This window comes from Pseudomonas sp. Ma2-10 (genome assembly GCF_054330215.1).
Window position 1 is genome coordinate 63,401 of the sequence record NZ_JBTEYL010000009.1, and the last position, 12,231, is coordinate 75,631.

General features: G+C 55.6%; 14 protein-coding genes and 1 pseudogene. 6 read left to right on the forward strand and 9 right to left on the reverse strand.

Features of this window, described 5'->3' with window-relative positions; translation table 11 throughout:
• Positions 1-120 precede the first annotated feature (120 nt).
• Positions 121-693 (forward strand): histidine phosphatase family protein, encoded by a 573-nt coding sequence (locus ACXPVS_RS13365; protein ID WP_458510356.1) that lies wholly within the window; start codon positions 121-123, stop codon positions 691-693.
• Entirely contained in the window at positions 693-1,448 is a 756-nt protein-coding gene (gene cobF, locus ACXPVS_RS13370; protein WP_458510357.1) for a precorrin-6A synthase (deacetylating), read from the forward strand. Before ACXPVS_RS13365 ends, cobF begins: the two co-directional genes overlap by 1 nt.
• On the opposite strand, the gene ftrA is transcribed toward cobF, so the two are convergent.
• Positions 1,417-2,406 (reverse strand): transcriptional regulator FtrA, encoded by a 990-nt coding sequence (ftrA, locus tag ACXPVS_RS13375; RefSeq protein WP_458510358.1) that lies wholly within the window; start codon positions 2,404-2,406, stop codon positions 1,417-1,419. The two genes, cobF and ftrA, sit on opposite strands and share 32 nt — an antisense overlap.
• Positions 2,407-2,507: 101 nt before the next feature.
• Between ftrA and ACXPVS_RS13380 the strand changes: the two genes are divergently transcribed.
• Together ACXPVS_RS13380 and ACXPVS_RS13385 are read left to right on the forward strand one after the other, a co-directional pair.
• On the forward strand, positions 2,508-2,942 hold the full coding sequence (locus ACXPVS_RS13380) for a rhodanese-like domain-containing protein (protein ID WP_458510359.1): 435 nt from the start codon (positions 2,508-2,510) through the stop codon (positions 2,940-2,942).
• 257 nt (positions 2,943-3,199) lie between these two features.
• Complete coding sequence (locus ACXPVS_RS13385; RefSeq protein ID WP_458510360.1) at positions 3,200-3,979, forward strand: ABC transporter substrate-binding protein; 780 nt, start codon at positions 3,200-3,202, stop codon at positions 3,977-3,979.
• Positions 3,980-4,035: 56 nt separating this feature from the next.
• On the opposite strand, the gene ACXPVS_RS13390 is transcribed toward ACXPVS_RS13385, so the two are convergent.
• A complete protein-coding gene (locus tag ACXPVS_RS13390) occupies positions 4,036-4,197 on the reverse strand; it encodes a hypothetical protein (RefSeq protein WP_458510480.1) in 162 nt (53 codons plus the stop codon).
• 110 nt (positions 4,198-4,307) lie between these two features.
• On the opposite strand from ACXPVS_RS13390, the gene ACXPVS_RS13395 reads away from it, so the two are divergent.
• Positions 4,308-5,024, forward strand: coding sequence for an alpha/beta hydrolase (locus ACXPVS_RS13395; protein ID WP_458510361.1), 717 nt, complete (start codon positions 4,308-4,310; stop codon positions 5,022-5,024).
• A 3-nt stretch (positions 5,025-5,027) separates the two neighbouring features.
• Here the strand turns inward: ACXPVS_RS13395 and ACXPVS_RS13400 are convergent, their stop codons facing one another.
• Positions 5,028-5,615, reverse strand: a complete 588-nt coding sequence (locus ACXPVS_RS13400; protein WP_458510362.1) for a hypothetical protein — start codon at positions 5,613-5,615, stop codon at positions 5,028-5,030.
• Positions 5,616-6,334: 719 nt separating this feature from the next.
• Between ACXPVS_RS13400 and ACXPVS_RS13405 the strand changes: the two genes are divergently transcribed.
• Positions 6,335-6,703, forward strand: a complete 369-nt coding sequence (locus tag ACXPVS_RS13405) for a DUF6124 family protein (protein ID WP_458510363.1) — start codon at positions 6,335-6,337, stop codon at positions 6,701-6,703.
• 797 nt (positions 6,704-7,500) lie between these two features.
• Here ACXPVS_RS13405 and ACXPVS_RS13410 read toward each other — a convergent pair.
• The 6 genes and pseudogenes from ACXPVS_RS13410 to ACXPVS_RS13435 all read right to left on the reverse strand — a co-directional run bounded on the left by ACXPVS_RS13410 (position 7,501) and on the right by ACXPVS_RS13435 (position 12,212).
• Positions 7,501-8,967, reverse strand: coding sequence for a glycosyl hydrolase family 18 protein (locus tag ACXPVS_RS13410; RefSeq protein ID WP_458510364.1), 1,467 nt, complete (start codon positions 8,965-8,967; stop codon positions 7,501-7,503).
• Between the two features lie 47 nt (positions 8,968-9,014).
• Entirely contained in the window at positions 9,015-9,650 is a 636-nt protein-coding gene (locus ACXPVS_RS13415; protein ID WP_458510365.1) for a lytic polysaccharide monooxygenase auxiliary activity family 9 protein, read from the reverse strand.
• 270 nt (positions 9,651-9,920) lie between these two features.
• Positions 9,921-10,066, reverse strand: a pseudogene (locus ACXPVS_RS13420) (IS3 family transposase); the annotation flags it as partial.
• Positions 10,067-10,646: 580 nt separating this feature from the next.
• The gene (locus ACXPVS_RS13425; RefSeq protein WP_458510366.1) at positions 10,647-10,928 is read right to left on the reverse strand and encodes a hypothetical protein; all 282 of its coding nucleotides are present in this window, start codon (positions 10,926-10,928) and stop codon (positions 10,647-10,649) included.
• 142 nt (positions 10,929-11,070) lie between these two features.
• Positions 11,071-11,502 carry a bleomycin resistance protein gene (locus ACXPVS_RS13430; RefSeq protein WP_458510367.1) on the reverse strand — a complete coding sequence of 144 codons (432 nt, stop codon included), beginning with the start codon at positions 11,500-11,502 and terminating at the stop codon, positions 11,071-11,073.
• Positions 11,503-11,732: 230 nt separating this feature from the next.
• Positions 11,733-12,212: a GNAT family N-acetyltransferase gene (locus tag ACXPVS_RS13435; protein ID WP_458510368.1), complete on the reverse strand. Its 480-nt coding sequence runs from the start codon at positions 12,210-12,212 to the stop codon at positions 11,733-11,735.
• Positions 12,213-12,231 lie beyond the last annotated feature (19 nt).

The window sequence follows — 12,231 nt, forward strand, 5'->3', positions numbered from 1 at the left end:
GTTAGAACCTGTGTTTGCGGGATCAAACGAAACGCCCTGGATCGCGCTTCTTGCGGCACAATTAGGCAGTAATTCGCGGCGTGACGCCATTTTCAGTTTCCATCGACAGAGTGATCCTTCGTGCAGGCGACCCGTTTGACCCTGATGTGCCACGCTCGAACCGTCGCACAAAAATTGGCGTATTTTCCTACGAATGAGCCCATAGAGATGGATTGGCAGTCGGCCAAGGGATCACGTCGTACTCAGTTCAAAGGGACGCCGCGACTGGTGTGTGCACCTGAACTGCGAACCCGGCAAACCGCCGAGCTGTTCGGCCGCGACGTGGAGATTGTCGCGGCACTGAGGGATTGCGATTTCGGGCTCTGGAAAGGCGCACGGATCGACGATCTGCAGAAAACCACCGCCGAAACGCTGCAAATCTGGCTCGATGACCCGAATTCGGCGCCCCACGGTGGCGAGTCGGTGGTGCAACTCGGTGAGCGGGTGGCCGCTTGGCTGAAAACGCTGGAGGCCACACCGGGGCACATCGTTGCCATCACCCATCCGTTTGTCATTCGTGCCGCGCTGACGCAGGTGCTGCCAGGCGCGGCGTTCAACCTGATCGACGTTGAACCGCTGTCGGCCCTCGAATTGCGGTTCAACGGCCGCTGGCGCCTACGCTTGCTGGGCACGGAACCTGAGGGAACACGTTGATGAAAAAACTCCTGCTGATCGGCATCGGTGCCGGCAACCCCGACTACATCACGATGCAAGCCGTGAAAGCGCTGAACCTCGTCGACGTGTTTTTCCTCATGGACAAGGGCCAGAGCAAAGACAAACTGATCGACCTGCGCCGCGAGATTTGTGAGCGCTACATCACCGATCGCGACTACCGCTTCGTTGAGGCCCACAGCCCAGAGCGCGAACGTGGCGATGTGGACTACAAGGCCAGCGTGGAAGACCTGAACCTGGCCAAGCAGCAGACCTTCGAACGGTTGATCAGCGAGGAAATGACTGACGATCAGTGCGCCGGTTTTCTGGTGTGGGGCGATCCGGCGTTGTACGACAGCACGATCCGGATCTTGCAGGCGATTCTGGCCTCGGGTCGGTGCGTCTTCGAGTTCGACGTGATCCCCGGCATTACCAGTGTCCAGGCGCTGGCGGCGCAGCATAAGGTGCCGCTGAACCGCATTGGCCGCTCGATTGAAATCACCACTGGCCGACGGCTGGCGGCGGGGCAGGTGAGCGATGCTGACAGCCTGGTGGTGATGCTCGATGCGGAGGATTCCTACCATCAAGTGGCGGACCAGGAGACAGAGATTTACTGGGGGGCCTACCTGGGGACGCCAGATGAAATCCTGATCAGCGGCAAACTCAAGGAGGTGGCGGATGAGATCGAACGGGTGCGTAAGGCGGCCCGGTTGGCCAACGGGTGGATCATGGATACGTATCTGCTGCGCAAACCTTGATCTCCCGTCCAAACCGCTCCCGATACACCGACGGCGGCACCCCGACCACGCTGCGAAACGCCACCCGAAAACTCTCCACCGAGCGATAACCGCAGTGTTGGGCAATCTGGTCGGTGTTTTGGCTTGTGCTCTCAAGCAGCTCGCGGGCCCGGCCCAGGCGCTCATGCTGCAACCAGGCTTTGGGCGGCATGCCGGTGGCTTCAGTGAAACGGCGCAGAAACGTCCGTTCGCTCATGGCTGCCTCACTCGCCAGCTCGCGAACCTCCAGCGGTTCGTGCAAACGCTCGCGCGCCCATTGCATGACGCGCGACAAATCGCCACGAGGCGTAGGACTGACCGGTGTCGCAATGAACTGCGCCTGACCGCCGGTACGTTGCGGCCACATCACCAGCCTGCGCGCCACCGAGTTGGTCACTTGCGTACCGAAGTCCCGCGCCACCAAGTGCAGGCAGGCATCGATACCGGCAGCGCTGCCGGCCGAGGTGATCAGTTGACCTGAATCGACATAGAGCACGTCGGGGTCCACCAGAATGTTCGGATAACGCTCGGCCAACTCAGCGGTGTAACGCCAATGCGTCGTGGCACCGCGACCGTCGAGCAAACCGGTGGCGGCCAGCACGAACACCCCCGAGCAGATCGACAGCAGCCGCGCACCCCGCGCATGGGCCTGGCGCAGGGCCGCGATCAATGCCTCCGGAACCGGGGCGCTGCGATCACGCCAGCCGGGAATGATGATGGTCCGGGCGTCCTCAAGCAGCTCCATGCCACCATCGGCCAGCACCTGAATACCGCCCATGGCGCGCATCGGGCCTTGATCGACGGCGGTGATCCGATGCTCGTACCAAGGGAAGTCGAACTCTGGACGTGCCAGGCCGAAAATCTCCACAGCGATGCCGAACTCGAATGTACAGAGGCCGTCGTAGGCCAGAATCGCGACCAATCCAGGAGTGGGCTGCATTTGGCGGAAAGTTCCCGGTGAGTGTCTTGTGCGCCACTGTAGCCGCAAGCATCGGGCGGATACAGTCTTCTCACACCCACCGAGACTTTGGAGTACAACCCATGACCAGCCTGGTCCGCGAGATCCCCGCCGCCCCATCGGCCATCGCCCTGATGCATTTCAGCAACCGTCTGACCTTCGAAACCGACTGTTCCGACGTTCGCGGCAGCCAACAAGCCGGTGAAGTGGATTTTGTCCTGGTGGACGTGCGCGGCCCGCTCGCGTTCGAGCGTGGCCATGTGCCGGGAGCGATCAATATTCCGGGGCGACTGCTGAGCGCTGAAGGTCTGGCGGCCTACCCGAAAACCAGCGTGTTCGTGGTGTATTGCGCCGGGCCCCACTGCAACGGTGCCAACAAGGCTGCCGTGAAACTGGCGGCGCTAGGTTACCCGGTCAAGGAAATGATCGGCGGGGTGACCGGGTGGCGGGATGAAGGGTTTGAGTTGAGTGTTGCGTTGCAACGGCCTGCCAGCACCGTGATCGGTTGCGAATGTTGATCGTGCTCCGTTGGATTCATAAGGCAACGTGGGCATACGGGCTCTTTTGTAGGCTCTGTCTGAAAAAGGGCTTGTCCTACAGCCTTTGCACCGGCCTGGGGCACGCTTCAAGGGACTCGAATCCGTCGGCCACTTTTCTATAAGTATTTGTCGCTTAAACACAATTTGCCCTCCTGGCGCCGCTCTAGACTGCCGGCCACTTCGGTTTTCACCTACCGAAAGCTGCCAATAAAAGCCTCCGCACACAGGAGTTATAAATGAAGAAGCGAGTGATGTTCGGTGCCCTGGCACTGTCGATGTTGTCCCTGACGGCTGTGGCCGAAGACGCCAAGCCGATCCGCCTCGGTATCGAAGCCGGTTACCCCCCATTCTCGATGAAAACCCCTGATGGCAAACTCACCGGTTTCGACGTGGACATCGGCGACGCGCTGTGTGAGCAGATGAACGTGAAGTGCACCTGGGTCGAGCAAGAGTTCGACGGTCTGATCCCGGCGTTGAAGGTCAAGAAAATCGACGCAATCCTGTCGTCCATGACCATCACCGACGATCGCAAAAAGAACGTCGACTTCACCATCAAGTACTACCACACCCCGGCGCGCTTCGTGATGAAGGCAGGCACCGACATCAAGGACCCGCTGACCGAACTCAAAGGCAAGAAAGTCGGTGTGCTGCGCGCCAGTACCCACGACCGCTTCGCCACTGAAGTGCTGGTGCCGGCCGATATCAGTCTGGTTCGCTACGGCTCCCAGCAGGAAGCCAACCTGGACATGGTCGCCGGTCGTCTCGACGCGATGCTGGCCGACTCGGTCAACCTGGATGACGGTTTCCTGAAAACCGACGCCGGTAAAGGCTTCGCTTTCGTCGGCCCGACCTACGAAGACGCCAAGTACTTCGGCGGCGGCGCCGGTATTGCTGTGCGCAAGGGCGATACCGCGCTGGCAGAAAAATTCAACACCGCCATCACCGAAATCCGCGCCAACGGCAAGTACAAGCAAGTGCAAGACAAGTACTTCGACTTTGACGTTTACGGCCAGTAATCACGCCGTTCAAAAAAGTGGCCATCGCTGACGCGGTTGCCACTTTTTTAGGTTCTTCACGGATTACCGGGAAAGACGCTCTTGATCTTCATAAAAACGAACTCGAAACCCAAGGTCAGTTGCAGGGCGTGATCGAACTGGTTCCGGTGGCCAACCCCATCGGCCTCGATCAGCACCTGCAAGGTGTCTGGAATTAGTTGACCACTACCGTTTGCCATCGATCGCGGGCGCTACACCCAACCGGGCATCGGGCAGGTGAAGGTCGCGGGGCAAGGTCAAAAGAGATGGTAGGCTCTGCCCTGAATCCTGCATGTGTGAAGGAAGGTTTATGTTTAAGTTTCTCGCTCTGCTGACACTCCTGGCGTCCGCCGCCGTCCACGCTCAGACCCCGCTGCAAACCGATCTGCCGCTCAAGTACCTGGAGCAGGCCAACCCCGAGTCGCGCAATCAGCCCCTAGTGATTTTCCTCCACGGTTACGGCAGTAACGAACAGGACCTGTTCGACATCAAGGATGAGTTGCCCGCGTCCTACAACTTCCTGTCGGTGCGGGCACCGAGGGTGATGGAGGAGGGCCGTTACAAGTGGTTTCGCCAGAAGGGCAATGGTGCCTACAACGGTGAGACCGATGATCTGAAGACCAGCGGTCAGGTGCTGCAGGATTTCGTCGCACAAGCGGCGAAGAAATATCACACCGAACCGAACAAGGTGTTCCTGGTGGGTTTCAGCCAGGGCGCGATCATGTCCTACGAAGTGGCCCTGCGTCATCCCGAGGCGGTGGGCGGAATCGCGGCGTTGAGCGGACGGATTTTGCCGGTGCTCCAGTCCGAGCTGAAACCCGATGAAAAGCGCCAGAAGCTGGCGATTTTCATCGGTCATGGCACTGCGGATAAACGCCTTCCGTACAGTGACGGCACGGACGCCGACAGCCTGTTGCAGAGCCTGTCACTCAAGCCTGAATTTCATGCCTACCCCGGCGTGGGTCACACCATCAGTGCCCCCGAGATGCAGGACTTGAGCGCCTGGTTGCAGCGCCTCAATCCCTGATGCTTACTTGCCGGAGACGATCTGTTTGACCAGCGCCTCGTGGCCAGCATTGTCGCTGAGGCGGGAAATCACCTGAACGATCGCCATGCGCGTGTTGGACGCGGCCATCAGCGTGGTGTCGAGGGTTTTGCCGCCGCCCTGGGTGGCGGTGCTGTCGATCTGCCGCAGCCCCAGGCCAGTACCTTTCCGGGTCAGGCTTTTTTCACTGAGTTTGGTGAAATCCGGCAGCGCCGTGGCTTGTTCGGTGGCGAAGTCAGACGCCGCGGAGTCGAGGAACTGACCGTCGTTGTCTTTGACATTGAGGCCGCCGGGGAGGGTGTTTTCAGCGGCGATCACTACGGTTTTAGTGGCTTGATTGGTGTACATGGTGCCCGTTGCCCCGGCGGTGCCGGTGGCCGCGTCGCCGGCAGGCAACGGGTTGGCAACGAAGCCTTTAGGCAGGGTGAACTTGAATTTTCCGCCGAGCATCGAGACGTTCTGTGCGGGGACGGTATCGCTGACAGAGGCCTTGGCAGCCTGCGCATTCAGCGCTCCCAGACTGGCAGCCGCTGCCAACAACAGAACGACGGCTTTTTTACTCAACAATGACATTCAGAAGCTCCAAGGGATGGTCGGTCTCGCGGTGGGGGGCGATCATCCCATGGAGGTTGTGGCGCATTCCAGCGCAGTCTAACGGACGGTCACGTTCCTTTGGCCCGCAATTACCTATGGCTACTTTTGGACCCGCTCCAACCAACCACTCCAGGTGCCCTAAAAGCAAGGACGTCCACAAAAGGTGAGTGCCTCGATCTCATTGAGCACCCCTATCAGAAATAACAGGTAGGGCGATTTTTCGATCAGCGGTCGCTGAGACATTTCAGTAGTCCGGCAGGATTTAAAGCGGCCAACGGGTAAGGTCCCGCCCCCTGGGGAAAATGTCGGACGCTTCCTCGATCTTTGGAAAGCTTTCATGTGTTTAACGTACGCGTTTAAAGACACCCGCTGTTACGTCCTATCGGCTACAACACCTTGCGTCGTTGCCTACGCGTACGCCAGAATCCGCCGGCTTGTGCGGCTGTGGGGCGGGCTATATCGTTTCCCTGTCACTGAAAAACAGTGATCGGGTTTGGTAGCCCGCTACGAAGTCGCATGGCAACACCTTATGCAGTCTCTTTTCGGGACTCTGCTTTTATGGTGGTCATGCGTGGGGCTCCATTGTGAGCGCCGGGTTTTCCCAACTTCGACCGGTCTACCAACCCACGTATGGCCGCCACCCTTCGTTTGGTAGCGAAGGTGATGGCTCCTCAATATTGCAAGTTGGAGTTTCATCTATGTTCAAAGTAACGCCCAATCCCCCAAATACCAGTCCGCTACCCTACGACGTCTTTCGTGATCTTGACCCCAAGAAAATGACAGAGGCGGCCGACCGCGCACTCAGCTTCTACCTCGACCCCGGGGCGTCGAAAACGCAGATACCGCCCCGCAAGCCCAGCGCCATTTTCACCATCGACGCAGCGGTGGATGACGAAACGTTGCTCGTCGAGGCCTGCGAATCGTTGGCGTCCGCCAGCGCCATGGTCAGCGACCTCACCGACTTGACGGACGGCCCACGACGCCAAACGATGCTGGTGCTGCAACGGGTCATCATGTTGGGTGAGTTAGCGGTCAATCGCGTACTGGATAACCACAAGCCGGGGTAGTCGCCAGGCGGGTAGCGAGGGCGCATGCGTCCTCGCTGTTTAGCAGCATTCAAAGGTCGCGACCGCGACAAGCTTCCTTATTGTTTTTTGGTAATGCCACCGACGTAGAACCGCAGATGATGGCGCGCGGCGCTCTCTGCGCTCAGGCCACGCGGCTCTGTTGACCGCTGCTCTCCATTCGGTAAAAACACCGTCAACGTATCGTACGCCGGGCCCTAGGGCCGCCGGTTTGCGAAGTTCCCCAGTCTACTCACCCACATGCAGTCGCCATCTTTTTTAGCCGCTCGGTTACGTTATGGTGGCTGTGAGAACGGTCTACCGTTTACATCAAATCGGCCTCTTTGTCGGTGACCTCGCACAGATGCGTCCCTTTTTTTGCAAAAGGGGGCGGCGTCATTTAAAGCCCAATGAATGACGCCCAACGCAACAGCCCATCCTCCGGGTGAAAGTCCGACCTCCCGCCCCAAATCCTCGATTCGAAAAACGCTACGCTGTTGCGAGCACGGCCTCATATCAACGTCCTGCTAAAACACCATGTCTGCGCTAACCCACCAATGCGAAATTGCACTCCACTTGCCCACCCGTTTGCATTCGTTCTGACCAGAGTGCATCGGATTTTGCCAGTACGCTTTGTAACCATGATCGGCAGAAATCGGCCAAAAGCAGTCACTTATGAGTACCTGCTCTCTCGCACTACTAGACTGAACCTACATAAAGCCATGATTCCAAAATCGGGAGAATCGCTTTTTCGAAGGCAGAGAAAAGCCCGGCATTTCAGCCGGGCTTTGCATAGCGCTTTAAGCGCGCCGTTTGATTGCGACCTTCGACCACAGGGTGAAGGCGACTGGTGGTGTCCAGCCTGAGTTTGATATGTGCTCTTGCAGGCACAAGTAATTACTACCTTCGTAAGTCACGCCATCCTCCTTGCGATACCGATGGTTCAACTGCCACTCGGGGAACTCTGGATCAGTGATGTCTCCAGCAGTTCGAACGCTCAAGCTCTTACTCGGAAGCGACTCATTTCCCAAAGAATCTGTTGCCGTGACAAAGTAGCTGTACAGAGTGTTCGGCGTTAGACCTGAGTCTTCCAGCGTTAAAGTCGCCGCATGGCCTATCGCAGCCCCATTTTGGTACAACGTGTATGTCTCGATCAGACGAGGGCCGCTTGAAGCTCCCCAACTCAAGGTCATACTGATCTCGGTTACGTCCCTGGCGGACAGATTTTCAGGAGCCGTTGGCCGATCACCAGGCTCCGACTCGCCGTGAATCAACGGGGCGTAACGATTGTAGAACTCCCAGTTATAGGAAACATTGTCCCTGGTAATGCCATCGTCCCAGTTGATCGACCAAGTCATCAGCCCTTTGATGGAATGGCCGGCAGCGTCGAGACGCTTGAATGCATTTACCACAGCAGCAGGATCAATCACATAGCCAGTGGCCGCAGCATCATTGTTGGCCGGTAAGCCAATGACAAATTTATCTGCAGGGATGGCGATGTAGTCCCGGGTGCCAGTCACCAGGCTTTCGGTCAGGTAGTAGAGGAAATCCTCTTTCATCTCATCATTGTTCTGCGCAATCCAGGCACCTTGACCACCGTTGGCCTCCTGAACCCAGATTCCATCGCCACCTTGGTTGTAGTACTGAGGCGCGATGAAGTCGTAGTACCCCTCAAGGGCCTGAATGTAGCCAACATACTTGCCGCCAGCTCTGAGATAGGGAAACTCAGGTGCCATGCTGATGATGAAATGTTTCCCTTCGCCCCTGTAGTGATCCTTCACCAGTTTCAAGGCTGCAGGCAGCACCGTCCTGTTGCCAGCGAAATCAATGGCGTTTTGCTCAAGGTCGATATCCAACCCATCGAAGCCGTAGATTTCAACCAACCGGATGATCTCATTTGCCAGAGGTTGTTCATCCCCTTTGTGCAACTCGATATGAGCGTCGGCGCCACCCAATGAGATCAACACAGCCCTTCCCTGACTGTTCAACATGCCCACCTGACGGCGAAACTCGTCGTCGGAGAGGTTATAGGGTTTGAAAGTAGGAATGCCCTGGCCTTTCATAAAAGCCACAGCAACAACGTTGTAGTCCTTAGGTACATCCACCAGATCCAGGTTGGCAAACTGCCCACCTTGATAACCGTCACTATGGCCGGCTGCCCAGTTATGCCAGAAACCCATCAGAATTTTTTTATTGGCAATGCTAGGCATCAAAGATGCGGAATCACTTACTTTGGACTTCAGCCAAGAAAAATCAATTTTGGTCATTGTTCTATTCCTTCAGAACTGTACTAAGAGCCGTACATGGCCCGACTTTATTTAAAGTTCACATCAAACGCCTGATAGAACGCATTGCCGGTATCAGCAACAACCCACAGCAGGACAATAACATGATGACCTTGCTTACCCATTGGCAGTTTCACTTTATGTTCAACCTTCGCCTTCAATTCGGCGGCATGCTCGTAGAATGGAACCTGAGTATAAAAATCATCATAGAAGGACTTTGGCTCAAGCTGAGCGCGGCTGATACGCTTTTCAGGATCCCAGCCATCCTTAGTAATAAACCAGCTAAAACCCCGAGTCACGTGAGGCATGGTGTATACCCATTTGACATGAAATGCCTGGCCCGGATCGACATTCAATAGAGGCCAGGTAAATGGGCGATTTAGTTTTTGGCTCATTTCCTCGTTGGTGAAGTTAACGCAGTCGCGTTCATCAGTCTGGCCACCGCTGAGGATATAACCATCCGCCGGTGGTACCAGGCTCGCGGTGTCAGTCTCATAAGGTCTTGGGAATGGGCCAGCAGTCAATGACGGGAAGTTCTTACCTCCTTCCATTGCATTAGCATGCCAGTCAAGAATAAGGCCCTCGTCTGTAGCAATAGCAGAGCGACTAGGAGGGGAAATTACACGACCGTGTTTCAACTGCGGGTTGGATTCTGGCTTATTCATTGGTTCATTACTTTGATTAATTGATCTCCTCTCTAGAGGAGAACTCTCAGGCTAGCGCAAGGTGTTGGATTGTCCACCATAAAAAATAAATAAAACACAAGCTGTGTTGACTTTCCCAGCACCCGCCACCCCACCTTCTCCACACAAAACAAACGGATAAGAGGTATTACCAAATCAATAGAAATCTATAACCTTTCGAAATATGCAGTGGTCAACTAATCCCAGCACGAGTCAGATTGGGCTGACGCTCTTGAGCATAGTGATCTGTGTGTCCCAGCAATTTCCCCGGCGACTCACGCTCTGGCGCATTCGATAACGCCACAGCCGCTGGCGAAATACACGACTCGCATACTGGGCGACCCTTGAGCCCAAATGTAGGTGTTGTCGCCGCACCAGACCTGGTTAGGGGCTGGAACACTAGCGCCATATAGTAAAACGCTATATATCGCTCACCAAAATAATATAAGCCCTAGTAGATCACTGCCTATATTAATGAGCGGCTGTATGTCATTTATATTCTGAGGGAACCAGAATGAGTAACTTTTCGAACGATCTAAGCGCTAGCCCTATCGGCACACATCTTCGAATTTGGGGACAATTCCCTGGTGCTACTAGTCAGCAGTGCTTGCAGGGAAAGTTAATAAGTGTAGATGTTGCGGGTGGATACGCTGTTCTTGAGTCCACTACCTACAGCGACAAAACGTATAACGTCCCAATTGGTCAAATCAGTTCAATTCAAGGAGGCCATACAGGATCTGGTGCATCGGGACCTGTACAGGCACCAGACAAAGTGTTTAATCCCACCACTGGTGAGTGGCAGGATATAAACTATTATTAAGGATTACAGTTGCTAGCAATGCTGTCCGGTGACGCTCAAAATTCGGTAGTTGCTTGCCAGTAGGTCGTCATCGGAATCAGCATTAAACAATCTCAGCTCGCAGAATAAGAGCTGAGATGGCTGTGAAGATTTTTAAATTAAAATGATAGCCGTGTCCACTAACCCGTAATCGGTTTGACTTTGTTTGCAAGGCCCAGAGCCGTGGCCGAATTGATTGTAAATCCCCCCGCATTGTCAGGTATCGGTGTCGCCCCATGCTTATGGGTGGCGATCGCCGTGTTCATTTGCTCTACCAGATCCAGCAGTTCGCACAGCACCTGCAACACATTCACCTCGCTCGATCCGATCCAGGTCTTGGGTGCCTCCAGCCACTGGCTGATGCCTGCCACGCTCTCGCGTAGACCTTCAATCCGCTCCTGCATGTCGATTGATCCGCCCATCCCCTAATTGCCCGCCCTACTGAAGTTTCGGGCAAGTCACTTAGCCCAAAGCAGTCCTCCGCGACCGTCTGCTTTGGGTTGAAAGCAGCCAGTCGTGACCGTCCGGTTTCGACCCTAAACGGACGCTCGCCTTAGCCTGCGTTCAGATTGAACAAACAGGCCGCTCACCCAGCCGCTCTACCAACCTTACGAGATAACCATCGGGGTCCTGGACGATGAATTCGCGCTGGCCTACTTCTACATTGTCAGCCCGATACCAGGTGTCTTTGCATTCTCGATAGAGTGGAAATCCAGCTTGACCAAGTTTTTGGATGATGGGTGCGACAGCCACAACGTCAATCTGTAGGTTGATTCCTCTTCCAAACGGCTTAGTCAGGGGCGCAGTCAGCCATTGGCCTGCGTCCGGGTCAACTTGCTCAAGCATTACTTGAGCACCGTTCGAATCGAGGTAAGCGAATCCGTCTTCTGGGCGTTGATAAGCTACTTCGAGTCCCAGGCAAAATACCCAAAAGGCCAGGCTGCTATCTAGGTCGGTGACCATTAACTCTGGAACCAGTTTGCTACGTTCGAACATGAGATGACTTCCATTTCAATAGGCTCATTCTCCGGGGGTGGGCAGTGTAAATAGCTGATTCGCGAAATCAGGCTCTGCAGTTCTGGCACAGGAGAAGGTGGCGATCATGATGCACGGTCGGCTGAGTATTATCGAGTCGAGCTGCATGGCTGCTTCTGGCCGCTTTCTGCCTGTCCTGAAGGGCTACAGACAACCCGAAATGGACATTCGGCTAAGAGAAAACTCGTGAATCAGCTTCCGATCCAGAGCATCGTCTGCACCGAAATATGCGGATGACTTTCTAACGGCTCCCATTCATCCAGGAAAGCAAAACCCTGCTTGAGATAAAAGCTCGAGGCTCTTGCATTGTCGGGTGATACATCGAGAAAAACGCGATCAAATCCTTCCGCCGCAGCGCGAGCTTTCACGACCTCTACCAGCTGAGTTGCCACGCCAGAGCCCCGTGCAGCAGGTTCAACCCACATCCCGATCAGGTTAAAGCGATGCGCGCTACTGACTGCGGCACCAATCATTCCGACAGGCCTGTCTTTCTCGAATGCCAGCCAAAATGCTGTTCCGGTTGATGAGGCTCTTACTTTCCACTGTTCGTCAGTGTATGCGGCCGCAGTTTGATAACTGACACCAAATGCCGTTGGCGTGTCCAAAAGCGCGGCGAGTCGGACTTTCCTCAATAGCATCCAGTCTTCTGTTTCCGTTGATCGAATGTCCATGTTCTTCCTTGATGGATTA

What these genes read in the sequence shown, in the direction of transcription:
- ACXPVS_RS13405 (WP_458510363.1), top strand. Translation starts at nt 6,335, where the DNA reads ATGTTCAAAGTAACGCCCAATCCCCCAAATACCAGTCCGCTACCCTAC.
- ACXPVS_RS13390 (WP_458510480.1), bottom strand. Translation starts at nt 4,197, where the DNA reads ATGGCAAACGGTAGTGGTCAACTAATTCCAGACACCTTGCAGGTGCTG.
- ACXPVS_RS13435 (WP_458510368.1), bottom strand. Translation starts at nt 12,212, where the DNA reads ATGGACATTCGATCAACGGAAACAGAAGACTGGATGCTATTGAGGAAA.
- ACXPVS_RS13395 (WP_458510361.1), top strand. Translation starts at nt 4,308, where the DNA reads ATGTTTAAGTTTCTCGCTCTGCTGACACTCCTGGCGTCCGCCGCCGTC.
- ACXPVS_RS13380 (WP_458510359.1), top strand. Translation starts at nt 2,508, where the DNA reads ATGACCAGCCTGGTCCGCGAGATCCCCGCCGCCCCATCGGCCATCGCC.
- ACXPVS_RS13400 (WP_458510362.1), bottom strand. Translation starts at nt 5,615, where the DNA reads ATGTCATTGTTGAGTAAAAAAGCCGTCGTTCTGTTGTTGGCAGCGGCT.
- ACXPVS_RS13425 (WP_458510366.1), bottom strand. Translation starts at nt 10,928, where the DNA reads ATGGGCGGATCAATCGACATGCAGGAGCGGATTGAAGGTCTACGCGAG.
- ftrA (WP_458510358.1), bottom strand. Translation starts at nt 2,406, where the DNA reads ATGCAGCCCACTCCTGGATTGGTCGCGATTCTGGCCTACGACGGCCTC.
- ACXPVS_RS13410 (WP_458510364.1), bottom strand. Translation starts at nt 8,967, where the DNA reads ATGACCAAAATTGATTTTTCTTGGCTGAAGTCCAAAGTAAGTGATTCC.
- ACXPVS_RS13415 (WP_458510365.1), bottom strand. Translation starts at nt 9,650, where the DNA reads ATGAATAAGCCAGAATCCAACCCGCAGTTGAAACACGGTCGTGTAATT.
- ACXPVS_RS13430 (WP_458510367.1), bottom strand. Translation starts at nt 11,502, where the DNA reads ATGTTCGAACGTAGCAAACTGGTTCCAGAGTTAATGGTCACCGACCTA.
- cobF (WP_458510357.1), top strand. Translation starts at nt 693, where the DNA reads ATGAAAAAACTCCTGCTGATCGGCATCGGTGCCGGCAACCCCGACTAC.
- ACXPVS_RS13385 (WP_458510360.1), top strand. Translation starts at nt 3,200, where the DNA reads ATGAAGAAGCGAGTGATGTTCGGTGCCCTGGCACTGTCGATGTTGTCC.